Origin of the sequence: Aquabacterium sp., from assembly GCF_044226965.1 — a bacterium.
Classification (GTDB): Bacteria; Pseudomonadota; Gammaproteobacteria; order Burkholderiales; family Burkholderiaceae_C; genus Pseudaquabacterium.
The window spans coordinates 19,116-43,545 of record NZ_JBGAGA010000015.1 but is presented as its reverse complement, the minus strand read 5'-3'; the positions used below and the strand labels follow the sequence as shown (position 1 = coordinate 43,545).

General features: G+C 73.4%; 17 protein-coding genes and 1 pseudogene. 6 read left to right on the top strand and 12 right to left on the bottom strand.

Annotation, left to right across the window (positions count from 1 at the left end; translation table 11 throughout):
• Nucleotides 1–147 precede the first annotated feature (147 nt).
• From ACILR4_RS09210 to ACILR4_RS09170, 9 genes are all read right to left on the bottom strand, one after another.
• On the bottom strand, nucleotides 148–732 hold the full coding sequence (locus ACILR4_RS09210; protein WP_395700550.1) for a YceI family protein: 585 nt from the start codon (nucleotides 730–732) through the stop codon (nucleotides 148–150).
• 6 nt (nucleotides 733–738) lie between these two features.
• On the bottom strand, nucleotides 739–1,308 hold the full coding sequence (locus tag ACILR4_RS09205; protein WP_395700607.1) for a YceI family protein: 570 nt from the start codon (nucleotides 1,306–1,308) through the stop codon (nucleotides 739–741).
• A 93-nt stretch (nucleotides 1,309–1,401) separates the two neighbouring features.
• Nucleotides 1,402–1,971 (bottom strand): YceI family protein, encoded by a 570-nt coding sequence (locus ACILR4_RS09200; protein WP_395700549.1) that lies wholly within the window; start codon nucleotides 1,969–1,971, stop codon nucleotides 1,402–1,404.
• A 27-nt stretch (nucleotides 1,972–1,998) separates the two neighbouring features.
• Entirely contained in the window at nucleotides 1,999–2,550 is a 552-nt protein-coding gene (locus ACILR4_RS09195; RefSeq protein WP_395700548.1) for a cytochrome b, read from the bottom strand.
• A 58-nt stretch (nucleotides 2,551–2,608) separates the two neighbouring features.
• A complete protein-coding gene (locus tag ACILR4_RS09190; RefSeq protein ID WP_395700547.1) occupies nucleotides 2,609–3,535 on the bottom strand; it encodes a DUF4743 domain-containing protein in 927 nt (308 codons plus the stop codon).
• Nucleotides 3,532–4,317, bottom strand: a complete 786-nt coding sequence (locus ACILR4_RS09185; RefSeq protein WP_395700546.1) for a molybdate ABC transporter substrate-binding protein — start codon at nucleotides 4,315–4,317, stop codon at nucleotides 3,532–3,534. Before ACILR4_RS09185 ends, ACILR4_RS09190 begins: the two co-directional genes overlap by 4 nt.
• A 25-nt stretch (nucleotides 4,318–4,342) precedes the next feature.
• Complete coding sequence (locus tag ACILR4_RS09180) at nucleotides 4,343–7,078, bottom strand: ATP-binding protein (protein ID WP_395700545.1); 2,736 nt, start codon at nucleotides 7,076–7,078, stop codon at nucleotides 4,343–4,345.
• A gap of 91 nt (nucleotides 7,079–7,169) precedes the next feature.
• Nucleotides 7,170–8,753, bottom strand: a complete 1,584-nt coding sequence (locus ACILR4_RS09175; protein WP_395700544.1) for a methyl-accepting chemotaxis protein — start codon at nucleotides 8,751–8,753, stop codon at nucleotides 7,170–7,172.
• Between the two features lie 117 nt (nucleotides 8,754–8,870).
• Nucleotides 8,871–12,431, bottom strand: a complete 3,561-nt coding sequence (locus tag ACILR4_RS09170; protein ID WP_395700543.1) for an indolepyruvate ferredoxin oxidoreductase family protein — start codon at nucleotides 12,429–12,431, stop codon at nucleotides 8,871–8,873.
• A gap of 148 nt (nucleotides 12,432–12,579) precedes the next feature.
• Between ACILR4_RS09170 and ACILR4_RS09165 the strand changes: the two are divergent.
• Nucleotides 12,580–13,137 (top strand): annotated as a pseudogene (locus tag ACILR4_RS09165) (Lrp/AsnC family transcriptional regulator); the annotation flags it as partial.
• A gap of 696 nt (nucleotides 13,138–13,833) precedes the next feature.
• On the opposite strand, the gene ACILR4_RS09160 reads toward ACILR4_RS09165, so the two are convergent.
• Nucleotides 13,834–15,042, bottom strand: a complete 1,209-nt coding sequence (locus ACILR4_RS09160) for a murein transglycosylase A (protein WP_395700542.1) — start codon at nucleotides 15,040–15,042, stop codon at nucleotides 13,834–13,836.
• On the opposite strand from ACILR4_RS09160, the gene ACILR4_RS09155 reads away from it, so the two are divergent.
• The gene (locus ACILR4_RS09155; RefSeq protein WP_395700541.1) at nucleotides 14,975–15,124 is read left to right on the top strand and encodes a hypothetical protein; all 150 of its coding nucleotides are present in this window, start codon (nucleotides 14,975–14,977) and stop codon (nucleotides 15,122–15,124) included. The two genes, ACILR4_RS09160 and ACILR4_RS09155, sit on opposite strands and share 68 nt — an antisense overlap.
• On the opposite strand, the gene ACILR4_RS09150 is transcribed toward ACILR4_RS09155, so the two are convergent.
• The gene (locus ACILR4_RS09150) at nucleotides 15,113–17,107 is read right to left on the bottom strand and encodes a site-specific recombinase (RefSeq protein WP_395700540.1); all 1,995 of its coding nucleotides are present in this window, start codon (nucleotides 17,105–17,107) and stop codon (nucleotides 15,113–15,115) included. The genes ACILR4_RS09155 and ACILR4_RS09150 overlap by 12 nt on opposite strands.
• Nucleotides 17,108–17,124: 17 nt before the next feature.
• Nucleotides 17,125–17,499, bottom strand: a complete 375-nt coding sequence (apaG, locus tag ACILR4_RS09145; RefSeq protein ID WP_395700539.1) for a Co2+/Mg2+ efflux protein ApaG — start codon at nucleotides 17,497–17,499, stop codon at nucleotides 17,125–17,127.
• 59 nt (nucleotides 17,500–17,558) lie between these two features.
• Between apaG and rpe the strand changes: the two genes are divergently transcribed.
• From rpe to ACILR4_RS09125, 4 genes are all read left to right on the top strand, one after another.
• The gene (gene rpe / locus ACILR4_RS09140) at nucleotides 17,559–18,251 is read left to right on the top strand and encodes a ribulose-phosphate 3-epimerase (RefSeq protein WP_395700538.1); all 693 of its coding nucleotides are present in this window, start codon (nucleotides 17,559–17,561) and stop codon (nucleotides 18,249–18,251) included.
• Between the two features lie 97 nt (nucleotides 18,252–18,348).
• Nucleotides 18,349–19,506 carry an HlyD family secretion protein gene (locus ACILR4_RS09135; RefSeq protein WP_395700537.1) on the top strand — a complete coding sequence of 386 codons (1,158 nt, stop codon included), beginning with the start codon at nucleotides 18,349–18,351 and terminating at the stop codon, nucleotides 19,504–19,506.
• Nucleotides 19,503–22,253: an ATP-binding cassette domain-containing protein gene (locus tag ACILR4_RS09130; RefSeq protein WP_395700536.1), complete on the top strand. Its 2,751-nt coding sequence runs from the start codon at nucleotides 19,503–19,505 to the stop codon at nucleotides 22,251–22,253. Before ACILR4_RS09135 ends, ACILR4_RS09130 begins: the two co-directional genes overlap by 4 nt.
• Nucleotides 22,253–24,388 (top strand): ATP-binding cassette domain-containing protein, encoded by a 2,136-nt coding sequence (locus tag ACILR4_RS09125; protein ID WP_395700535.1) that lies wholly within the window; start codon nucleotides 22,253–22,255, stop codon nucleotides 24,386–24,388. The genes ACILR4_RS09130 and ACILR4_RS09125 overlap by 1 nt, the downstream gene beginning before the upstream one ends.
• Nucleotides 24,389–24,430: the final 42 nt, after the last annotated feature.

Below are 24,430 nucleotides of genomic sequence, written 5' to 3'. Positions count from 1 at the left end.
GACGACAGGCCGGCAGTGGGGTGTAGAGGGCGGGGCACGCGAAGCGGCGGCGAGCATAGCGCCCGCCCTGACGGCGCGCATCCGTCATCGGCCGGAGCCGCGCCGGCCGAGGTGTCAGCAGAGGTGTCGGCAGCGGTAAGGCGCCGGCTACGGCTGGACGATCGCCTCGACCTGCAGCTTCAGCCGCACCGCATCGGCCACGAAGGGCAGGCTGTGGGTGATGCCGTAGGCGCTGCGCTTGAACTCGCCCTCGAAGTCGCCGCCGCAGACCTCGCGCCGGAACAGCGGGCTGGTGTAGCAGCGGAAGCGCTGGGCGGTGAGGGTCAGCGGCTGGCCCTGGCCGCGCAGCGTGAACTCGCCGCGCACGGCGCTGACCTGGCCCTGTGCGTCGAACTCGAAGCGTTCGGCCACGAAGAAGGCCTGCGGGTGGGCCTGCAGGTCCAGCATGTCGGCTTCCTTGAGCCGGGCGTCGAGCACCGGCAGGCCGGTGCTCTGCTGGGCCAGCTCGATCACCGTCTGCACGCGGCCCTGCCGGGCCTCGCGGTCGACCGTGACCTGCCCGTTCAGCGGCCCGAGGCGGCCGCGGATCGTCGAGGTGCCGAAGTGCAGCACCTCCCAGGTGACGAAGCTGTGGGTGGGGTCGAGCTGGTAGGTCTGCGGCGCGGCCCGCGCGCTGCCGGTTGCCGCCGCGCTGGCGGCAACGAGGAGCAGGAAGCGCAGGGCCGCGTTCATCGGGTGTTACTGCCGGATGGCTTCGGCCTGCACCACCAGGCGCATCGTGTCGGGGAAGCCGAAGTTCAGGCCCCACACCACGCCCCATTGGCTGCGCTGGATGGTCGCCTCGAAATCGCCGCCGCAGACTTCGCGCTTGAGCATCGAGTTCTCGTAGCAGTTGAAGTTGTTGGCCTTCAGCGTCACCGGCAGGGTCTTGCCCAGCAGCGTGAGCTGGCCCGCCACCTCGGCCACCTTGTCGCCGTTGAAGCTGAACTTGTCGGCGGTGAAGCGGGCGGTGGGGTATTCGGCCACGTTCAGAAAGTCCTTGCTCTGCAGGTGCTTGTTGAACGCGTCGGTGCCGGTGTTGATCGAGGCGGTGTCGATCGTCACGTCGAGCTTGCCGGTCTTGCCGCTGCGGTCGAACTGCACCGTGCCCTGCTTCTTGTCGAAGCGGCCGCGGTTGGTCGAGGTGCCGAAGTGGCCGATCTCGAAGGCCACGAAGGTGTGGGTCGGGTCCAGCGCGTAGGTGGCGGCTTCGGCGTGGGCGGCGAGGCTGGCGGCACCGAGGACGGTGGCGAGCAGGGTGGTGCGGATCATCGTGTCACTCCCATGACAAGGTTGAAGGATGAGCAGGGCCGGACCGCGGCGGGATGGCCGCGGCCGACGGAGGGAAACGGCAGGGGGGGGCTACTGCGGCAGGCCGCTGAGCGCGAGCTTGAACTTCACCTGCACCTCGTTGGCGACCATCGAGGTGTCGGCCCATTCGCCTTCGCCGATCTTGAAATCGAGGCGCCTGATCGTGAACGCGCCGGTGGCCGTGCCGTTGCCGCCGGCGGCACTGGCCAGCGTCACGGGCACGGTCACGTCCTGCACGCTGCCCTTGATCGTCAGCTTGCCGGCGACCTCGAACTTGCCGGCGCCGGCCGGCTTGATCGCGGTGGACTGGAAGCTGGCCTGCGGAAACTTGGCGGCATTGAACCAGGCGGCCTTGGGCACTTCGGCGTCGGTTTCGGGGGCGCCGAAGCTGGCCGAACCGGTGTCGATCGAGAAGCTCACCTTGCCGGCCTCGGGCTTCTTCGGGTCGAAGCTGATCTGGGCGGTCCACTTCTTGAACCGGCCCTCGACCGGCACGCCCATCTGCTTGCTGACGAAGCCGATCTCGCTTTGCGCGGGCAGGATGGTCTGCGCGCCGGCCGGCAGCGCGGCGGCGCCGAGCAGCAGTACGGATGCCAACGTGCAAAAGGAGCGGTGGATCATGCGGATGCTTTCGAAGAGAGGAAGCGCTCAGCCGCGGCCGGGCCGCATACGGTCGAGCAGGGTGTCGCGGTCGATGAAGTGGTGCTTCAGCGCCGCGGCCAGGTGGCCCAGCACCAGCAGTGCCAGCACCCAGGCCATGCGCTCGTGCCAGGGCTTGATGGCCTGGGCCAGCGCCTTGTCCACTGGCACGAAGTCGGGCAGCGGCAGCACGCCGAACACCACGATCGGGAAGCCCGCGGCCGAGCTGTAGGCCCAGCCCACCAGCGGCACCACGAAGAACATCAGGTACAGCGCGCCATGCGTCAGGTGCGCGGCCTGCGCCTGCCAGGCCGGCATCGGCAGGTCGGCCGGCGGCCGGTGCGTCAGGCGCCACAGCAGGCGCGCGGCCGACAGCGCGAGGATCGTGACGCCGGCCCACTTGTGGTAGTTGATCAGCTTGAGCTTGCCGATCGACGTGGGCAGTCCGACCATGTACAGCCCGAAGCAGAAGGTGCCGACGATCATCAGCGCCAGCAGCCAATGGAAGGCGATGGCCACGGGCGTGTAGCGGTCGGCAGCGGTGGGGAGGGCGGTGACCATGGCGCGCAGTGTGCAGGCCGGGTCCCGGGCCGCCGTTCAGCGGCCTTGAGGCGCTACTTCAGTTTGATTGAACGGGCAGCACGGAACTCCCGACGCGCAGCGGGGTCAGCGCGGCCGCCAGCGGGCCGTGCATTTCGGCGGGCAGCAGGGCCCGGCGCAGCGCGAAGTCCAGCGTCACCAGGCCGGCATCGACCGTCATCGCGTCGGTCGCGGCCAGCGCCAGCGCCTCGGCCACCGGCAGGCAGTGCCACTCGGCGACCTCGCCGTCCTGGTTCACGGGCTGCAGGTCCGGCGGCAGCGGCAGGTCGTACACGCTCAGGTCCTCGAGCTGCAGGCCTTCGGGAATGTCGCGCTGCAGCCGCAACACATGGCCGGCGCGCAGGCCCCGCAGTTGCGGCGGCTGCAGGCCGGCTTCCTCCCAGGCTTCGCGCAGCAGCGCGTCGCCCGGGCCCTGGCCGAAGGGCACGCCGGCGCCGACCAGGTTGTCCAGCAGGCCGGGGTCGGTGGGCTTGCTGAACGAACGGCGGGCCAGCCAGAGGCGTTGCGGCCGACCGGCGGCATCCGCGATGTAGCCGTCGGCGTGGGCGCCGAAGGTCAGCGTGCCCCAGAAGCGCGAGGCCGCGCGTTCGAAGCGCGCCAGCAGGGCGCCGCTGCCGTCGAGCGCGTGCACAGGGTAGGTCTCGTCACGCCAGGCGCGGATCAGGCCGGCCTCGCGCAGCCGCTGGTTGAGCTGCCCGAAGCAGGCATCGCGCTCGGCCGCGGCCACCGTCAGCGTGACGGCACCGCCGTCGTCGTCGATGCGCAGGGCCTCGGGCCAGCGCGCCAGCGCCGCCAGGTGCTGCCGCGCGACCGAGCCGGCCAGCGCCGCCCGCCCTCCCTCGGCGATGCGGAAAGGCACGCGTGCCACGGCCTGCGCGCGGGCGGCCGGCAGCGCATGCCAGCGCGCCGGCGGGTGGGGCCGGGCAGGGGCCGACTGGCCGCTCACGGTGCGTGATAGTCCATGCCGGCCGCGGCGAAGCGCGCCCGCATGGCCGGGCGCGTCAGCAGCTCGACGAAGGCCTGGGCCAGCGTGGCATCGGCGCCGCGCGGCGTGGGTGCGGCGACATAGGCCGTCACCTGCTGCAGCTCGGCCGGCAGCGGGCCGACCAGCGTGACGCCGGCCACCGGCAGGATCTCGCTGATCTGGTGCACGCACAGCGCCGCTTCGCCGCGCGCCACCTTTTCGCAGACATAGCCGGTGCCCGGGAGGCCCTTGGCGCGCACCGCGGCGCCGATGCCGAGCTGGTCGACCAGCGCCATCAGCGCGCGGCCGCTGGTGCCGCCGGCCACGGGGTCGGAATAGGTGAGGCTGGGCGCTTCGAGCAGTGCCTGGCGGAAGGCCGCGGGCGTGTCGATCGCCGGCCGCGGCGCGCCTTCGCGCACCGCGACGCCCATGCCGACACGGGCGATCACCAGGCTGGCCTCGGCGATCGCCAGGCCCTTGCCGGCCAGGCGCTGGATGGTGGCCTGCGGCGCGATCACCAGGTCGGCGACGGCGCCCTGCTCGATCTGGGCCTGCACCTCGCCGGCGGTGGCGCTGGTCAGGCGCACGGTGTGGCCGGTTTCCTGCTGGAACACCTCGGCCAGCGCGCTGACCACCGAACGCACGGCGCCCGTGCTGTAGACCACCAGCTCGGCCGCCGGGGCGGCCAGCGGGATCGTCGCCAGCAGCGTGGCCGCAATGGCATTGCCGAGGGTCTTGCCGAGGAAGAAGGGGAGGGTCTTCATCGGATCTCCGGGCGCGGGTTGGGAATCAATTGGGCATGGATGATGCCACCGCCGCCGGCGCCAGCCAGCGCAGCAGCGCGGCATACAGGTGCTGCGGCTCGACCGGCTTGGCCACGTGGTCGTTCATGCCGGCGGCCAGGCAGTCGTCGCGGTCGGTGCTGAAGGCGTTGGCCGTCATCGCCAGGATCGGCCAGCGCGCCCGACCGGGCAGGCGGCGGATCTCGCGTGTGGCCTGCAGCCCGTCCATGCCGGGCATCTGCACGTCCATCAGCACCAGCGCATAGGTGTGCCGGGTGGCCAGCGCCAGGGCTTCGCGTCCGTCCGAGGCCACGTCCACCACCAGGCCGGTGGCCTGCAGCAGCGCGCGCGCCACTTCCTGGTTGACCAGGTTGTCCTCGGCCAGCAGCACGCGCGTGCCGGCGTGGGCCTCGCGCAGCCGTTGCTCGGCCAGCGGCGCCGGCAGCAGGGCGGCCGCGCTGGGCGACGGTGCCAGCGCCGGCCGCACCCGGGCGCTGAACCAGAAGCAGCTGCCGCGGCCCGGCTCGCTGCTGGCCCCGGCCTCGCCGCCCATCAGCTCGGCCAGGCGGCGCGTGATCACGAGGCCCAGGCCGCTGCCGCCGTAGCGCCGCGTGGTCGAGGCATCGGCCTGCTCGAAGGGCTGGAACAGCCGCGCCAGCGTTGCCGGTGCGATGCCGATGCCGGTGTCGTGCACCTCGAAGCGCAGCCACTGCGTGGCGCCGTCGGCGGCCTCGAGGCGGCAGCGCAGCGTGATGGTGCCCCGCTCGGTGAACTTCACCGCGTTGTTCAGCAGGTTCAGCAGCGCCTGGGCCAGGCGCGTGGCGTCACCGTGCAGCCGGGCGGGCAGTTCGCCGCGGTCGATGCGCAGCGTGAGGTGGCGGGCCGCCGCGCGTTCGGCCACCAGCGCCTGCGTCCGCGCGAGCAGTTCGTCGAGCTCGAAGTCGGCGGGCGCCAGCGTCAGCTTGCCGGCCTCGATCTTGGACAGGTCGAGGATGTCGTTGATGATCGCCAGCAGCAGCTGTGCCGCGTCGGCCACCTTGCCCAGCCGCTCGTGCAGCGCCGGGTCGTGGCTCTGCTGCTGCATCAGGTGGGTGAGGCCGATGATCGCGTTCATCGGCGTGCGGATCTCGTGGCTCATGTTGGCCAGGAAGGCGCTCTTCGCGCGGCTGGCCTCCTCGGCCCGTTCGACCGCGCTGCTCAAGGCCTGGTTGGCCTGGGCCAGCGCGGCGGTGCGCTCGTCGACCAGCTCTTCCAGGTGGTGGCGGTGCTGCTCGAGCTCGGCGACGAAGCGCATGCGTTCGGTGATGTCGCGCAGCACGCCGAACAGCCCGACCACCGCACCATCGGCATTGCGCAGCGGCCCCTTGGTGGCATGGAAGTACTGCGTGCGCCCGTCCGGCCCGGGCCAGGCTTCCTCGAAGCGCAGCGTGCAGCCCTCGGCCAGGATGCGGGCGTCCTGCGCCATGTAGTCGGCCGCACGCGCCGGCTCGAACAGCGCGTGGTCGTCGCGGCCCAGCACCTGCTCGGCCGCGATGCCGTAGTGCCGGCTGGCGACCGGATTGAACAGCTGGTAGCGGCCGGCCGTGTCCTTGGCAAAGATGATGTCGGCGCTGCCATCGGCGATGGCCGCGTACAACGCGAGTTGGCGCACGCGGTCGGCCTGGGCGTCGCGCTGCAGCTCGGCCGTGTGCAGGGCCTGGCGCTGCCGCAGCAGCCGCGCCAGGATCAGCAGCGCCAGCGCGGCCAGCGCGCCGGTGGCGGCGATCCACAGCGCTTCCTGGGCCAGGCCGAGCAGCACCTCGCGCTCGTCGACGCGGGCCTCCAGCAGCCAGGGCGTGCCGGCGATCGGCCGCACCGCGCCGATCACCCGCTGCCCGGACGGGCCCAGGCCCGTCAGCGGCTGGCCGGGTGCCGCGTTCGCCGCGCGGGCCAGCAGCGCGCCGGGGTCATCGTGCGGCACCTGCAGCACCGTGCCCGGCACGGCCTGGCGCAGCGGGCTCAGCGAATGCCAGCCGGACGTGTCGCGCCGCCACAGCGTGACGGCGGCGGTCTGGCTCGGCGACGGCCAGTCGCCCAGGTGGCGCAGCAGGGTCTGGCGCGGATCGGCCCGCAGCACCGCCGCCAGCGTCGGCGGCTCGCCGCTGTGGATGTAGGGAATCACCACGTCCAGCCGCCGGCCGTCGTCCAGCGGATCGGTGAGCTGGGTCTGCCGCGTGGCCAGCGCCTGCTGCAAGGCCTGGCGCGTGGCGGCGCTGATCGGCGCCGGGTCGACCGGCTCGCTGCCCAGGACCTGGCCCTCGGCCGACAGCAGCAGCAGCGCATGGGCAGCGCCGCCGCGGCGGAACTCCGACAGGCGCTCGACCAGCCGCGTCAGGCTGGCCGCATCGCCGCCCTGGTAGCGCCGGTACAGGTCCGGCATGTAGGTGCTGGTGCGGATGAAGCGCGCTTCGGACAGGCGCTCGGCGACCCAGGACTCGATCTCGCTGGCGCGCAGGCCGCTGACGAACTCGACCCGCGCCGCCGCCAGGGCCTGGTGCTGCTGGTAGCGGCTGCCGATGGCGCCCAGCGTCAGCAGCGCGATCGACGCCAGCAGCCAGCGCAGCGAGCGGCCGCCAAGCCAGCCCGCGCTGCCGCCCGGCAGGGCAGCGGGCTGGGGCGGCGCTAACGGCGGGGCGGGCGGGGCGGGCGGGGGGTGGGGGCAGGCAAGGCGGCGGGCGATGGCGGGGCCGCCGGGGGCAGCCATCAAACCAGCCTAGCGCAGTTCGGCAGTGCCCGCCATCGGGACAACAGGCCCCTGCGACAGCGGCCCGACGGTTGCGGTGAGGCGGCGCCCGTCAGGCCGGCATGGCGGCCGGCGTGCCGGCCAGGCCGGCCTGGCGCTCGAGCTTGAAGACGGCCATCAGCTGGGCCAGCCGGCCCGCCTGTTCCTGCAGGCTGGCGGCAGCGGCGGCCGACTGTTCCACCAGCGCGGCGTTCTGCTGCGTCATCTGGTCGAGCTGGCCGACCGCGATGTTGACCTGGCCGATGCCCATGGACTGCTCGCTCGCCGCGGAGGTGATTTCGCCGACGATCCCGCAGACGCGCTGCACCGACGACACGATCTCGGCCATCACCGCGCCGGCGTCCTGCACCAGGCGGGCGCCGTTGTCCACGGTCTCGACCGAACTGCCGATCAGCGACTTGATCTCCTGCGCCGCGCCGGCCGCGCGCTGGGCCAGGCTGCGCACCTCGCCGGCGACGACCGCGAAGCCGCGGCCCTGCTCACCGGCGCGCGCGGCCTCGACCGCTGCGTTCAGCGCCAGGATGTTGGTCTGGAACGCGATGGTGTCGATCAGCCCGGTGATGTCGCCGATCTGCTTGGAGCGGCTGCTGATGTCTTCCATCGCGCTGACCACCTGGGCGACGACGCTGCCGCCCTGCGTGGCGGCGCGCGAGGCCGAGGCGGCCAGCTCATTGGCCGTCTGCGCCGACTCGGCGGTGTGCTTGACCGTGGTGGAGATCTGCTCCATCGACGAGGCCGTTTCCTGCAGGCTGGACGCGGCCTGCTCGGTGCGGCTGGAGAGGTCCAGGCTGCCGTCGGCCACTTCGGTGCTGGCGGTGCGGATCGAGTCGGTGGCCAGGTGCACTTCGCCGACCAGCTGGCGCAGCGACTGCTGCATCGCCGCCAGGCTGGACAGCAGGTCACTGAGCTCGTCGCGCCCGTGCACCGGCACCGGCTGGGACAGGTCGCCGCCGGCGATGCGGCCGGTGGCGTTGACGGCCTGCCGCAACGGGTCGGTGACCGAGCGGGTGATCAGCCAGGCCGCGCCGGCCCCGACCACCAGGCAGGCACCGGCCAGCAGCGCCAGCATCCACTGTGCGCGGTGCCCGGCGGCCTCGGTGGCGGCCGTGTGCTGGTCGGCCTGGTCCTGCTGCTGCTGCTGGAAGCGGGTGATCGCGTCGACATAGGCCTTGGCCGCGGGCAGCAGCTGCTGCTCGATGGCCTGCCAGGCATTGGGGTCCTGCGCCTTCAGCTGCGCGAAGATGGTGTCGCGCAGGCCGATGTACTTCTTGCGCAGCTGGCCAATCTCTGCCATCAGCGCCTTGGCCTCGGCGGTGTCGATGCCGGCCTCGAGCTTCTGCTGCACGGTGCTGATGCGCGCCGACGTGTCCTTGATCTGCGGCTGCAGGAAGGCGTCGACCTCTTCGTTGGCGCGGGCCTTGGCGATGGCCAGCGTACGGGTGACGTTCAACTGGGTCAGCGCACGCCATTCGCCGGCGGTGGCCGCGCGTTGCTGCTGCAGGTCGCTGGCCTTGACCTCTTTCAGCGTGGTGCCCAGGCGCGACCAGCCGACGGCCGCAATCACGGCCACCAGGGCCAGCACGAGACCAAAGCCCAGCGCAAGCCGGGGGCCGAGGCGGAGTTGATCGAGCTTCATGGCGGGGAGTCCTCATCCGGCAGGAAACACCGGCAGCACTCCCACTCTAGGCGCTGATGCGGGGCGCCAATGCCTCGATGAGGCGCAGGATCGCCCCGCAATTGTGCGTGGCGGCCGTTAGGCCGCCTGGCGCTTGCCGACCTCGCGCCAGGTCGCCATCAGGCCCGCCCACTTGGTGCGCGCCGCCTTCAGGTGGCGCTCCTTCACATGGCCGTAGCCACGGATTTCTTCCGGGATGCGCGCGATCTCGGCGGCCTGCGCCAGGTTGCCGGCGTTCAGGGTCTTCAGCAGCTCCTCGATGCACTGGCGGTACTCGTCGATCAGCGCGCGCTCGGTGCGGCGCTCTTCGGTGCGGCCGAACACGTCGAGCGCACCGCCGCGCAGGCCCTTCAGCTTCGCCAGCACGCCGAAGGCCTTGCGCATCCACGGGCCGAAGGGCTGCTTCACCAGTTCGCCCTTGTCGTTGCGTTTGGCCGTCAGCGGCGGGGCCAGGTGGTGCACCAGCTTGTAGTCGCCTTCGAACATCGCGTCGAGCTTGGCCAGGAACGCCGGGTCGGTGTGCAGGCGCGCCACCTCGTACTCGTCCTTGTAGGCCATCAGCTTGAACAGGTAGCGCGCCACCGCTTCGCTCAGCGGCGTGCCCTTGCCCAGCGGTGCCTCGGCCGCGCGCACCTGGTCGACGAAGGCCTTGTACTGCTGCGCGTAGTCGGCGTCCTGGTAGCCGGTGAGGAACTCGACGCGCCTGGCCACCAGCTCGTCGACCGAGGGCTTCTTGACGAACTCGATGACGGCCGCCGCCTTGAAGAGCGCCTGCACCGCGGCCAGGTCATGCGCGCAGCGGCGGCCCCATTCGAACGCGGCCTTGTTGTTCTCGACCTGCACGCCATTGAGTTCGATCGCGCGCATCAGCGCCGCATGGCCCAGCGGGACGCGGCCCATCTGCCACGCATAGCCCAGCAGCAGCGGGTTGGTGTAGATGCTGTCGCCCAGCAGCTGCGCGGCCACCTGTTCGGCGTCGAAGCTGCGCAGCAGCGGGCGGCCCACCACCTTCTCGAGCACCGCCTCGCAGCTGCCGGCCGGGAACTGCCAGTTCGGGTTGTGCACGAAGGCGGCGGTGGGCGTGCCGTGGTTGTTCATCGCCACCGCGGTGCGGCCTTCCTGCATCACCTGCAGCGTGTACTTCTGCGCGCCGACGATCGCGTCGCAGGCGATCACCAGGTCGGCCTTCGCGGTGTCGACCTTGGTGGTGTGGATGTCCTCGGGCCGGTTGGCGATCTGGATGTGGCTCCAGGTGCTGCCGCCCTTCTGCGCCAGGCCACCGGCATCCTGCGTGACGATGCCCTTGCCTTCCAGGTGAGCGGCCATGCCCAGCAGCTGGCCGATGGTGATGACGCCGGTGCCGCCGACGCCGGCCACCACGATGCCCCAGGCGGTTTCGGCCAGCGGCAGCGTCGGCTCGGGGATCGGGCCCAGCGCGGCCGGGTCCGTCTTCGCGGCCTTCTTCGGCTTGCGCAATGTGCCGCCTTCCACCGTCACGAAGCTGGGGCAGAAGCCCTTCACGCAGGAGTAGTCCTTGTTGCAGGTGTTCTGGTTGATGCGGCGCTTGCGGCCGAACTCGGTCTCGACCGGCTCCACGCTCAGGCAGTTGCTCTGCACCGAGCAGTCGCCGCAGCCTTCGCACACCAGCTCGTTGATGACCACGCGCTTGTCGGCCTCGGCCATCGTGCCGCGCTTGCGGCGGCGGCGCTTCTCGGTGGCGCAGGTCTGGTCGTAGATCAGCGCGGTGCAGCCTTCGATCTCGCGCAGTTCGCGCTGGATGCGGTCGAGCTCGTCGCGGTGGTGCACGGTGACGCCGGGGGCCAGCGGCGCGCCGCTGTACTTCTCGGGCTGGTCGGTGACGATGACGAGCTTCTTCACGCCCTCGGAGATCACGCTGTTCATGATCTGCAGCACCGAGTGGCCCTCGGGGCGCTCGCCCACGCGCTGGCCGCCGGTCATCGCGACCGCGTCGTTGTAGAGGATCTTGTAGGTGATGTTGACGCCCGCGGCGATGCTCTGGCGGATGGCCAGCAGCCCGCTGTGGAAATAGGTGCCGTCGCCGAGGTTGGCGAAGACGTGACTGTCTTTCGTGAACGGGGCCTGGCCGACCCAGGTCACGCCTTCGCCGCCCATCTGCGTGAAGGTGCTGGTGCTGCGGTCCATCCACACCGTCATGTAGTGGCAGCCGATGCCGGCCACCGCGCGCGAGCCCTCGGGCACGCGGGTGGAGGTGTTGTGCGGGCAGCCCGAGCAGAACCAGGGCGTGCGCTCGCCGGTGTCGGACTTCAGCGCGGCGAGCGCGGCTTCCTTGGCCTCGACCACGGCCAGGCGTTCGTCCATGCGGCGCACGGTGTCGGCATCGACGCCCAGCTTCTTCAGTCGCTTGGCAATGGCCTTGGCGATGATGGCCGGCGTCAGGTCGGCCTTGGCGCGCAGCAGCCAGTTGTCGCTGGGGTTGGGCATCGACCATTCGCCGCCGGTGGCACCGTCGCCGGGCTCGTCGAACTTGCCCAGCACATGGGGCCGCACGTCGGGGCGCCAGTTGTAGAGTTCTTCCTTCAGCTGGTACTCGATGACCTGGCGCTTCTCCTCGACGACCAGGATCTCCTGCAGGCCCTGCGCGAACTCGCGCGTGATCGTCGCTTCCAGCGGCCACACCACGTTGACCTTGTGCAGGCGGATGCCCAGCCGGCGGCAGGCGGCTTCGTCCAGGCCCAGGTCGGCCAGCGCCTGGCGCGTGTCGTTGTAGGCCTTGCCGCTGGCGATGATGCCGAAGCGGTCGTTCGGGCCGGCGATGACGTTGTGGTTGAGCCGGTTGGCCCGCACGTAGGCCAGCGCCGCGTACCACTTGTAGTCCATCAGCCGCGCTTCCTGCTCCAGCGGCGGGTCGGGCCAGCGGATGTGCAGGCCGCCCGGCGGCATCTGGAAGTCTTCCGGCAGCACGATCTTGACGCGGTCGGCATCGACGATCACCGAGGACGAGGACTCGACGACTTCCTGGATCGTCTTCATGCTCGACCACACGCCGGCGAAGCGGCTCATCGCAAAGGCGTGCAGGCCCATGTCGAGGATGTCCTGCACGTTCGACGGGAAGAACACCGGCAGGCCGCAGGCCTTGAAGATGTGGTCGCTCTGGTGCGCGGCGGTGGAGCTCTTGCTGACATGGTCGTCGCCGGCAATCGCGATCACGCCGCCGTGCCTGGCGGTGCCGGCCATGTTGGCGTGCTTGAACACGTCCGAGCAGCGGTCCACGCCCGGGCCCTTGCCGTACCAGATGCCGAACACGCCGTCGAACTTCTTGCTCTGCGGGTACAGGTCGAGTTGCTGCGTGCCCCACACCGCGGTGGCGCCGAGCTCTTCATTGACGCCGGGCTGGAACACGATGTTGTTCTGCGCCAGGTGCTTCTTCGCGGCCCACAGCGCCTGGTCGTAGCCGCCCAGCGGGGAGCCGCGGTAGCCGCTGATGAAGCCACCGGTGTTCAGGCCCGCGGCCGCATCGCGCTGGCGCTGCAGCATCGGCAGGCGCACCAGCGCCTGCACGCCGCTCATGAAGGCGCGGCCATGGTCGAGCTGGTACTTGTCGTCGAGCGTGACGCTCTCCAGGGCCTTGCGGATCGACTCGGGTAGCGGGGCGTTCATCGGGGGCGTGCTCCTGGCGGCGGCGGGCAAAACACAAGGGTGCGCGCGACAGCGCGCGAATGCCAGGCAGTGTAGGGAAACGGGCCTGTGAAGTCTTTTCTTTGTTTGCTCACGCGGGCACACTCACGGCAATAAACGGGCTCGAAACATGGCTACCAAAGAAAGAAAAGCGCTCAGCAAGCCCGGTTCAGGGAAAACACGGACGGCGAATGCGGCCGAGCCCGAGGAGACGCATGGCGCCGATCTCGACCGCTACGACGTGGCCATCCTCGACGAGCTGCAGCGCGACGCGCGGCTGTCGAATGCCGAGCTGGCCTCGCGCATCGGCCTCTCGGCCGCGCCGACTTGGCGCCGCGTGAAGTGGCTGGAAGCGCAGGGCTACATCACCGGCTACCGGGCCGAGATCGACCGCCGCCGCATCGGCCTGGGCGTGCTGGCCTTCGTGCGGGTGGATGCCGAGCGCAACAACGCCTCGGCGATCGAGGCGCTGGAGCAGGCCATCCGCGCGCGGCCCGAGGTGGTGGCCTGCCACTACATCAGCGGCGCGGGCACTTTCGAGCTGCATGTGGTGGCCACCGACCTGGATGCGTATTCGCGCTGGTCGATGGACACGCTGTTCAAGCTGCCGAACGTGAAGGACATCCACACCAGCTTCTCGCTGGGCGAGGTGAAGGCGGGCGCGGCGCTGCCGTTGAAGCACCTGAAGGCCGCGCTGGTGGCCTTGGCCGCGGGCACGCTGGCGTGGACGGGCCTGGCCACCGAGGTGCGGGCGGCGGGCAGCGCGCCGCCCCCGCTGCCGGTGCGCCAGCTGCTGGTGGAACTGCGCCAGGTGCCGCTGCCGGCGGGGCCGATGCTGGGGACGGCCACCCGCACCACGCCCGCCACCGGCGCAGCGCTGCCGCCGGGCAGCGTAGTGGTGGGCACCGGCGGGCGGGTGGACGCAGGGGCGAGCGTCACCGTGCGCAGCGGCCACGCGCCGGCGGACGTGGCACCGCTGCTGCAGGTGCAGGTGGCCAATGGCGAGCGCGCGGTGTTGCGCGTACAGCGCAGCGAGGCAGGCGAGCCCGAGGTCGACGCGGTGTGGGCCAGCCTGCCCATTGCTACCGCCGGCCGCACCTCGACAGCGGCGGCCAGCGCGGCGCAGCCCCGCGCCGGCGTCGTGCTGCGCCAGGCGCAGCGCCTGTCCTGGCGCCAGATCGAGGTCTGGCCGCGCTGGCCCGGCGGCGCGCAGCCGGTGCAGCTGCGGGTGTCCGCGGCTCAGGCCGGTGCCGACAGCGAGATGAAGGTCGACACCAGCCTGGCCGTGCCGCTGGACCGCTGGACGCCGCTGGCGCGCAGCGCCGACCCGGCCGCGCCGCAGGAGTGGCAGCTGCGCATCAGGCTGAAGCCGGAGTGAGCCTGCCTACTTCGGCCACAGCGCCCACACGCGCAGGGGCTGCTTCATGCGCCCGGCCTGCTGCTCGGCCTGCGCGCCGGTGCCCCAGAAGTAGTCGATGCGCACGGCGCCGGTGATCGCGGTGCCGGTGTCCTGCGCCAGCACCAGGCGGCGCAGCGGCGTGCTCGACAGCGGCTCGGTGGTGTCCAGCCACAGGGGCGTGCCGTAGGGCACGGCGCTGGGGTCGACGGCCACCGAGCGCCCGGCCGTCAGCGGCACGCCGGCGGCACCGCGCGGGCCCGGCGGGTCGTCCGGCAGCGGCTCCTCCCGGAAGAACACCACCCGCGGGTTGCTCCACAGCATCTCGTTCAGCCGCTCGGGGCGGGCCCGCTGGCCCCAGTCGCGGATCGCCGGCCAGGACGCGGCATCGGGGCGCAGTTCGCCCTGCTCGATCAGCCAGCGGCCGACCGAGCGGTAGGGCTGCTCGTTGTGGCCGGCGAAGGCCACGCGCACGGTGTGCTCGCGGCCATCGGGCTCGGTGATGCGCAGCCGGCCCGAGCCCTGGATCTGCAGCACCAGCGCATCGAGCGGGCTCGCGACATAGGCGATCTCCTGGCCGCGCAGGCTGGCGCGGGCGGCCGGCAGCGTGTCCAGCTGCTGGCGGGTCCAGTACGGGCGGCGCGTGGCCAGGTCGGCTGGCGGACGGTACAGCGGGATCGTGAACGCGCCCTGCGGCCGGCGGCTGGCCGCCACCAGCGGCTCGAAGTAGCCGGTGGCCAGGCCGGTGGCGGCCCCGTCGCGCGCCTCGACACGGTAGGGCCGCAACTCCTGCTGCAGGAACTCGCGCGCGAAGCCGTCGTCGGCCGGGCTGAAGCGCGCCGCGCGTTCGCACAGCGCCGCCCAGGGCGCCGGCGGCTTGGTGCAGCCCTGACGCAAGGCCGGCCACAGCTCGGCCGCGCGGTCGTCGGTCCAGCCGGGCAGCTCGGTCCAGTCCACCGGCACCCAGCGGGCGCCGGCGCGTTCGATCGCCGGGCCATTGGGCCCCGACGCCGGCGTCGGGGTCGGGCCGGGATAGGCGGGCCGGTCCGGCGTTGGCGACGGGGCCAGCGTGCAGGCCGACACGGCCCCTAGAATCGCCGCCGCCGCGAGCCACCGGGGAAATGCTGTCATGTGGGTGATTTTGCTGGAGGCCCTGGGCGCCGGCCTGATCTTCGTCTTCATCGTCTGGTGGACCATGTTCCATGGCCGCCGCGGCGGCGAGCGCCGCAACGACGACGACGCGAACACCCCTGATGCACCTCCCGGGTCACGCCGGTAGCAGGAAGCTGCGCGGCTGCTGGCGCAGCCGGCGGCGCAGCGCGGCGGCCAGGCGCTGCCGGTCGCGCAGCGTGATGCCGCGCGAGCGCAGCGCCACGCGCAACGCCAGCCAGAAGCTCACGCCCAGGTTCAGCACGCCGGTCACCAGCAGCGCCACGGCACACCACCAGAACGCCGGCTGCGCCAGCGTGGCCCAGCCCAGGGTGCTGGCGGCCGCGGCCAGCTGCCCGGTGGACAGGGTGACGTGGCGCACCTCGATCGGCAAACCGACGAAGGCCAGCAGCGCAGGCACCAGGCCCAGCAGCAGCCCCAGCGAGGCATTGGCCGCCAGCCCGGAGATGTTGCGCCGCCACCAGCCGGCCCAGCGCTGCGCCCGCGCCGCCCCCAGCCGGGCCACCAGCGCCGGGTTGTAGGCCAGCGCGCTGTCCAGGCGGTGGTAGACGAACCAGTTCTCGACCCAGCCGGCCACCAGGCTGCTGCCGAACAGCAGCACGCCGGTGAAGGCGGCGAACAAGGGCGTGGGGCCCAGCAGCGAGATCGACTTCAGCACGTACTGCGCGTCGTGCTCGCTCACCAGCGGACGGCCGAACACGCCCCAGGCCAGCCACTGCACGGCCAGCACGGCCGGGATCACCAGCGCCAGGTTGCCGACGATGCCGGCGATCTGCGAGCGCACCAGGTGCGCCACCTCGTCGACGAAGCTTTCCACCGCGGCGTCGTCGCGCACGTCGGCCAGCTTCTCGGCCATGGCCGGCGCGGTCATCGCCGGCTGCTTGGTGGCCACGGTCCAGTGCAGCAGGTGGATGATCAGGAAGCTCACCGCGTAGTTCAGCCCCGCGCCGAAGCCGGCCCAGAACGGCGCGAGCCCGAGCGCGAGGATCGCGAACTTCAGGAAGGTGGTGCCGGCGATCACCAGCCCGCCACCGGCCGCGGCGCGCAGCATCGCGCGGTACTCGTCCCGGGTGCGGGTGATGTAGTGCTCGCCGGTCTCGGCATGGCGCTCGGCGACCTTGCGCGCCAGCAGCGAGTACTGCCGCGCCAGCAGCGCGCGCAGGCTGCGTCTTTCGCGTGACAGGGCCACCAGCTCGGCCAGCAGCGACTGCAGCTCGCGCTGCGGATGCTCCGACAGCAGCAGCCCGAGCACGGCCTCGACCCGGCGGATGCGGGCCAGCAGCTGCTCGAGCTCGAACACGATGTGCACCGAGACGCCGTGTTCCTCCAGGTGGGCGGTGACGCTGTCGGCCGCCCGGTGGCAGCGCTCGAGCAGCGCGAGCAGGAAGGTCGCCGGCGGCCGGATCGACTCGGGGTCACCGCTGCGCACCGCATCGGCCAGCGCCTCGCCGGCGCGCACCAGCTGCTCGAAGGGCCGGTCGGCCAGCAGCTCGGCGCTCATGCGCTGGCGCAGCGGCGGCGCGAAGGCCGCGGCGCGGATCGCGCTGACCAGCCAGGTCATGGCCACCAGCAGCGGCTGGCGCCAGTCGTCCGGCTGCGGCGCGGCCGCATCGCCGTCGCCGCGCGCGGCCGCCAGCAGCGCGGCCAGGCGGGCCAGCGTGGGCTCGTCGATCGCGCGCAGCCATGCGGCGTCGCCGTCGTCGGTGAACAGCAGCTGGAACAGCACGGCCAGGTCGTCGCTGTCGGGCGTGGCGGGCAGGAAGCGCAGCCGCAGCCGTTCGCCCAGCTCGCCCCACAGGTCGCGCCGGGCCGTGAAGCCGAAGTCGGCGAACAAGGTCGCCATGTCGGTCTCGCGCCAGAAGCGCGCCAGCAGCGCGACGATGCGCAGGCGCGGCTCCTCGTGGCGCTCCAGCACGTTCAGCAGGTGGCGCAGGCGCAGCACCGGGCGCGGGGTCTCGCCGGCCTCGCGCTCGGCCTCGCCGTGGCGCAGCCATTCCACCAGGCGCACCAGCCACAGGTGGCGCTCGGGGCGCGGTGCCTTCGGGTCCGCTGCGTTCAGCAGCGCGGTCAGGTCCCAGGCCGCTTCGGTCATCCGCGCCGGCGCGTCGCTCAGTGCAGCGCGGCCGTGTCGGCCAGCGCGAACTCGGGCACCGGCGTTTCGAACCAGTGGGCGTCTTCGGTGATGCAGAAGTAGGTGCCCTGCATCGAGCCCTGCGGCGTGGCGATCTGGGCCCAGCTGGTGTATTCGAACTGCTCGCCCGGCTTCAGCAGCGGCTGGTGGCCGACGACACCCAGGCCGCGCACCTGCTGCACCTGGCCCCGGTGGTCGGTGATCAGCCAGTGCCGCGCGACCAGCTGCGCGCTGACGTCGCCGGTGTTGCGGATGGTCACCGTGTAGGCGTAGCCATAGCGCTGTTGCGCGGGATCGGTCTGTTCCTGCAGGGTGCGCACGGCGACCGTGCAGCGGAGTTCGGGGCGCGGCATGGCCGGCATTCTAGGAAAGGCGGCGAAAATCCCGTCATCCCCAGAAACATCGCCTGCCCATGTCACGTCCCTACCGCATTGCGCCCAGCATCCTGTCCGCCGACCTGGCCGACCTCGGCCGCGAGGTGCGCGAGGTCATTGCCGCCGGCGCCGACTGGATCCATTTCGACGTGATGGACAACCACTACGTGCCCAACCTGACCTTCGGGCCGATGGTCTGCGAGGCGGTGCGCCGGCATGCGGTGAAGGCCGACGGCAGCCGCGTGCCGATCGACGTGCACCTGATGGTGCAGCCGGTCGATGCACTGGCGCAGGCCTTCGCGAAGGCGGGCGCCGACCTCATCAGCTTCCATCCGGATGCCAGCACGCACGTGGACCGCACGCTGCAGCTGATCAGGGACGCCGGCTGCCGCACCGGCCTGGTGTTCAACCCGGCCAGCCCGACCGACGTGCTCGACTGGGTGATCGACAAGGTCGACCTGGTGCTGGTGATGAGCGTGAACCCGGGCTTCGGCGGGCAGAGCTTCATTCCGAGCGCGCTGCGCAAGATCGAGCACCTGCGCCGCCAGATCGACGAGCACCAGCGTGCCACCGGCCGCGAGATCGTGCTCGAGGTCGATGGCGGCATCAAGCCCGACAACATCCGCCGCGTCGCCGAGGCCGGGGCCGACACCTTCGTGGCCGGCAGCGCGATCTTCGGCCAGCCCGACTACCGGGCGGTGATCGACGCGATGCGCGCCGCGCTGCGCTGACCCGGAGCCCCCGCGCAGGCGCAGCGGACGCCGCGGGGATGTATCAGGCGCCGGGACGCCGGCTCTGTTCGGGCAGCCTGCCCGATCCGAGAGCCCGATGTCCGTCCCGTTCGCACACACCACCCGGTCGCTGGCCCGCGACGGCGCCGGCCCGGCCCTGCTGGCCTATGTGCTGGCCGGCCTGGCCCTCGCCGGGTGGCTGGCCTGGTGCTGCCTGGGCCGCGTGGCCGTGGTCGAGGTGTCGCGCCAGGCCCGGCTGGAGGTGGTGCAGGCGGCCCATGCGGTGAACGTGCCGCTGGCGGGCCGCCTGGCGGTGGCGCCGCCGCGCCTGGGCACCACCGTGCGGGCGGGCGAGGTGCTGGCCGAGCTCGATGCCGGCGAGCTGCAGCTGCGCCGGCAGGACGAGCTGCGCCGCGCAGCCGCGCTGCGGCAGCAGGCCGGGGCGCTGCGGCAGGAGATCGCCGCCCGCGAACGCGCGGCCGCCGACGACCAGCGCGCCGCGGGGGCGGCGGCGGACGCGGCACGCCTGCGCGTCGACGAAGCACGGGCCGGCGCTGCCTTCGCGGTGGAGCGGGCCCGGCGGCTGCGCGCCGACCACGACGCCGGCGGCGCCGCGCGGATCGACGTGCTGCAGGCCGAGGCCGACGCGCAGCGGCTCGATGCCGGCGCGCAGGCGCTGGTGGCCGAGGCGCGGCGTGCCGCTGCCGAGGCCACCGCACGCACCGCGCAGCAGCAGGCCCAGCGCGACGCGCTGCTGCGGCAGCTGGCCGCGCTGCAGGCCGAGGCCGAGGCGGCCGAGGGCCTCGAGCGCCGGCTCGCCTGGGAGCTAGAGCAGCACCGGCTGCGCGCGCCCATCGACGGCCAGATCGGCGAGGTGGCGCCGGTGCATCCCGGCGAGACCCTGGCGCAGGGCCAGAAGCTGGTCACCGTGGTCCCCGCCGGCCAGCTGATGGCGGTGGCCGAATTCGAGCCGGCCGCCGTGATGGGCCGGCTGCGGCCGGGCCAGCCGGCCGAGTTGCGGCTGGATGGATTTCCGTGGACGCAGTACGGCGCGATCGCAACGGTCGTCACCCGCATCGCCGCCGAGCCGCGCGACAACCGGCTGCGCGTCGAGTTCGCCCCGGTGGCGGGCTGGCCGCCGGGCATCCCGGCGCAGCACGGCCTGCCCGGCACGCTGGAGGTCCGGCTCGAGGAAGTGACGCCGGCCGTGCTGGTGCTGCGCGCGGCCGGGCGCCGCCTGGGCGAGCCTTCGTGAGCGCGACGCGCCTGCGCCGCCGCTGGCGCATTCCCGAGGTGGTGCAGACCTCGGCGATGGACTGCGGGCCCGCCACGCTGGCGGCGCTGCTGCAGGGCCTGGGCGTGCCGGCCAGCTATGGCCGCCTGCGCGAGGCCTGCCAGACCGGCGTGGACGGCAGCAGCATCGACAGCCTCGAAGCCGCCGCGGTGCAGCTGGGCGTGCAGGCCGAGCAGGTGCTGATCCCGCTCGACCATGTCCTGCTGCCGGCGGCGCAGGCGCTGCCCTGCGTGGCCGTGGTGCGGCAGCCCGATGGCGCGCCGCACTTCGTCGTGCTGTGGCGCCGCGTGGGGGCGCGGGTGCAGGTGATGGACCCGGCGGCGGGGCGCCAGTGGTGGTCCGCGCCGCTGCTGGCCGAGCGGCTGCTGGTCCATCGGCACAGCGTGCCGGCGGAGGACTGGCGCGCCTGGGCGGCCGGCGAGGACTTCCTGGCGCCGCTGCGCGCGCGCATCACCGACCTCGGGCTGCGCCCGGCGGCCGCGGCGGCGCTGGTCGCCCGCGCCTGCGCCGACGAGGGCTGGTTTGCGCTGGGCGCGCTCGACGCGGCCGTGCGCTGGGTGTCCACGCTGTGCCGCGCCGGCGGCCTGCGCCGCGGGCGCCAGGCGGCTGCCCTGCTGCGCGCCACCGCCGAGGCAGCCTGGGCCTCCGGTGACGATCTCCATGCCGTGCTGCCGCCCCGCTGCTGGTCGGTGCTGCCCGACGCCGACAGCCTGCGGCTGGGCCGGCTGCACCTGGTGCTGCACGGGGCGGTACTGGTGCGCGCCCGCGGTCTGGCCGCCACCGTGGATGAAGCGGCCACGCCAGAACTCGCCGCGGCCCGCCGCGAGCCGGTGCCGCGGCCGCTGCGCGTGGCCTGGGCCGAGCTGCGCCGGGACGGCCTGCTGGCGCCGCTGGCGCTGGCCGGGGCGGTGTGCCTCGCCGCCGGCGCCCTGGTGGTCGAGGCGGTGCTGCTGCGCGGCTTGTTCGACCTGGCCTGGCAGATCGGCTCGGCCGCGCAGCGCCTGGGCGGGCTGCTGGCGCTGGTGGTGTTCGCCGCGCTGCTGCTGGCGCTCGAAGTGCCCATCGTGTCCGAATCGCTGCGGCTCGGGCGGCACCTGGCGAGCCGCGGGCGCATGGCCCTGCTGGCCAAGCTGCCGCGGCTGCACGACCGCTATTTCGCCAGCCGCACCGTCGGTGACATGGCCGAACGCAGCCATGCGCTGCAACAGCTGCGGCAGGTTCCGGGACTGGTGCTGTCGCTGGTGCAGCTGGCTGCCGAGCTGGCGCTGACGCTGGCAGGCCTGGCCTGGATCGTGCCGGCCGAGCTTGGCTGGGCCGCCGCCGTGGCTGGCGTGGCCGTGGCCTGGCCGCTGCTGCTGCAGCCCTGGCAGGCCGAGCGCGACCTGCGCGTGCGGCTGCAGGCCACCGGGCTGCACAGCCTGCTGCTGGACGCCCTGCTCGGCGCGGTGCCGTTGCGTGCCCACGGGGCCGGCGCGGCGATGCGCCGCGAGCACGAGCGCCGCCTGGCCGACTGGCTGCGGGCCTGCCGGGCGCAGCTCCATGGCGGCCTGGTGGCCGATGCGCTGCAGGCCCTGCTGTGCACCGGCCTCACGCTGGGCTGGCTCTGGCGCCACTTCCAGGGGGCGGGGCAGGTGGCCGGTGCCGATCTGCTGCTGGTGTACTGGGCCCTCAAGCTGCCGGTGCTGGCCGGGCGGCTCGCGGCCGCGTGGCGCCAGCTGCCGGCCCAGCGCAACGTGCTGGCGCGCTGGCTCGAGCCGCTCGCCGCGCCGGACGAGGTCACGGCCGCCGCGGCCGGCGCCGGGTCCCCTCCTGCCGGACCGATGGCCGGACCCGACGCCGTCCGCCCGGCGGCGCTGGCGCTGCACGGGGCGCGTGTGCTGGCGGGTGGCCACCCGGTGCTGTCGGACCTGACGCTGCAGATCGGCGCCGGCGAGCATGTGGCCATCGTCGGGGCCTCGGGCGCCGGCAAGTCCTCTTTGCTCGGGGCGCTGCTCGGCTGGCACCGGCTGGCCGAAGGCGAATGCCGCCTCGACGGCCGGCCGCTGGATGCCGCGGGGCTCGCCGCGCTGCGCCGGGCCACGGCCTGGGTCGAGCCCGGCGTGCAGCTGTGGAACCGCTCGCTGCTCGACAACCTGCTCTACGCGTCCGATGACACCGCCGTCGTGCGCCTGGCGCCCGCGCTCGAAGCCGCCGGCCTGCACGACCTGCTGCGCCAGCTGCCGCAGGGCCTGCGCACGCCGCTCGGCGACGGCGGTGCGCGGCTGTCCGGCGGCCAGGGCCAGCGCGTGCGCCTGGCCCGGGCGCTGCTGCAGACAGGCGTGCGCTTCGTCGCGCTGGACGAGGCCTTCCGCGGGCTGGACCGTGCGCAGCGCAGCGCCCTGCTGGCAGCGGCGCGGCAGTGGTGGGCCGGCTGCACGCTGGCCTGCGTCACCCACGACGTGGTGGACACGCTGGACTTCGACCGCGTCCTCGTGATGGCGGGCGGCCGCGTGGTGGAAGACGGCGCGCCGCGGGCCCTGCTCGCCGGTGCCGGACGCTACGCCGCGCTGCTGGCGGCCGAGGACGGGCTGCGCCGCCAGGCCTGGGCGGCGCCGAGTTGGCGCCACCTGCGCCTGGTCGACGGCCAGCTGTGGGACGCCGTCGGGGGCGACACGGTCGCGCCGCCGGCGCCGGTGCGCTGGCCCGAACCGGAACGCAGGGCCGTCTGATGCATGCGCCGGTGCCCACGGCCGCTTCCGTGCCGAGCGTGTTCGAGGCCAGCCGCTGGCCGCAGGCCGCCCTGGGCGATGCCCTCCAGTGCCTGACCGAAGACGCTGGTGTGCCGACCGGCCCGTACGCCACGGCGCCGGCGACCGGCGATCCGTCGGCCTGGCTGGCCGAGGCCACGGCACCGCTGGGGCTGGAAGCCGAACCAGTCAGCCTGCCCTGGCGTGGGCTGGACGCGCAGTGGTGCCGGGTGGCGCCGGCGCTGCTGCGGGCGCCCGCCGACGCCGGCCAGCCGGCCGGCTGCTGGCTGCTGTGCCGCGCCAACCGCCGCTGGGCCTGGCTGCAGGGCCCCGACGGCCGGCGCCGGCGCGTGCCGGTGGCCGCGCTGAGCCGCGCCTGGGCGGGCGATCCGGCCGCGGCATCCACACCGGCCTGGGCCGGCCTGCTCGCCCGGGCGGGCCTTGATGCGCGGCACCAGGCCCGGGTGCTGCGGGCGCTGCGCGAGGACGCGCTGGCCGATCGCGGCCTCGACGGGGTGTGGCTGCTGCGGCCGGCCGCGTCGCAGGCGTTCCTGCCCCAGCTGCGCCGCGAAGGCGTGCCGCGCCGCGCGCTGGCGATGCTCGCCTGCCTGGCGCTCGGCTACGGGCTCGAGATCCAGGCCTGGGCGCTGATCGGCGCCGCGGCGCTGGAAGGGCGGCTCGACCTGGGCTGGCTGGCCGCCTGGGTGCTGCTGATGCTGTCGCTGATTCCGCTGCGATCGCTGGGTGCCTGGCTGGAGGGCTGCTTCGCGCTCGACGCCGCACGCCTGTTCAAGCAGCGCTTGCTGGTGGGTGCGCTGCGGGCCGATCCCGACCGCACCCGGGCCGACGGCATCGGCGCCACGCTGAGCCGCGTGATGGAAGCCCAGGCCCTGGAAGGCCTGGCGCTGGGCAGTGGCCTGGCCCTGGTGGTGGCGTTGCTGGAGCTGGGCTTCGCGGCCGGCGTGCTGGCGCTCGGCGCGGCGCCGGCGGCCCACCTGCTGCTGCTTGGCGGCCTGCTGGCGCTGGCGCTGGCGTGGTGGTGGCGCCATGCGGCGCGCCTGACCACCTGGACCGACGGCCGGCTGGCGCTGACGCACGACCTGCTCGAACGCATGATCGGTCACCGCACCCGCCTGCTGCAGGAGCAGGCGGCGCGCCGGGATGCGCAGGAGGACGCCCAGTGCGCCGGCGAACTGGCCGCGGCGCGGCAGGTGGACCGCAGCCTGGTGCCGCTGGTCGGCTGGCTGCCGGGGCTGTGGCTGCTGGGCGCGCTGGCGCTGCTGGCGGGCCCGCTGCTGGCCGGCCGCGCCGCGATGGGGCCGCTGGCCATCAGCCTGGGCGGGGTGCTGCTGGCGCACCGCGCCCTGCACGGGCTGGCCGGCGGTGGCGCCGCCGCGGCCCGGGCGCTGGTGGCCTGGCGCCAGGTGGCGGCGCTGTTCCGCGCCGGCGGCGCAGCGGCGCCCGCCGCGGACGGCGCCGCGGTCGCCCTGCCGGCCCCGCCGGCGGTGGGCCCGCTGCTGCAGGCCGACGCGCTGGGCTTTCGCCATGCCGGGCAGCACGCCGAGGTGCTGCGGGGCGTGGACCTGCAGCTGAAGGCCGGTGACCGGGTGCTGCTGCAAGGCGCCAGCGGCAGCGGCAAGAGCAGCCTCGTGGCCCTGCTGACCGGCTGGCGCCAGCCCACGCAGGGCAGCCTGCTGCTGGCCGGCCTGGACCGCGGCAGCTGGGGGCCGCGCTGGCACCGGCTGGCCACCGCGGCCCCGCAGTTCCACGACAACCACGTCCTTGCCGGCACGCTGGCCTTCAACCTGCTGCTGGGCCGCGAGGAAGGCGCCACCGAAGCCGCGCTGGCAGAGGCCGAAGCCGTCTGCCGCGAGCTGGGGCTGGGCCCGCTGATCGAGCGCATGCCCGCCGGCCTGCAGCAGCGCGTTGGCGAGACGGGCTGGCAGCTGTCCCATGGCGAGAAAAGCCGCATCTTCCTGGCGCGGGCGCTGCTGCAGCAGGCCCCGCTGACCCTGCTCGACGAATCCTTCGCCGCGCTCGACCCGCCCACCTTGCGCCAGTGCCTGGATACCGCCGTGCGGCGCAGCCGGACGCTGGTCGTCGTGGCCCATCCCTGAGCGCCGCGAGGCGCTGCAGCCCTTCCCTCGACCCGCCGTCGC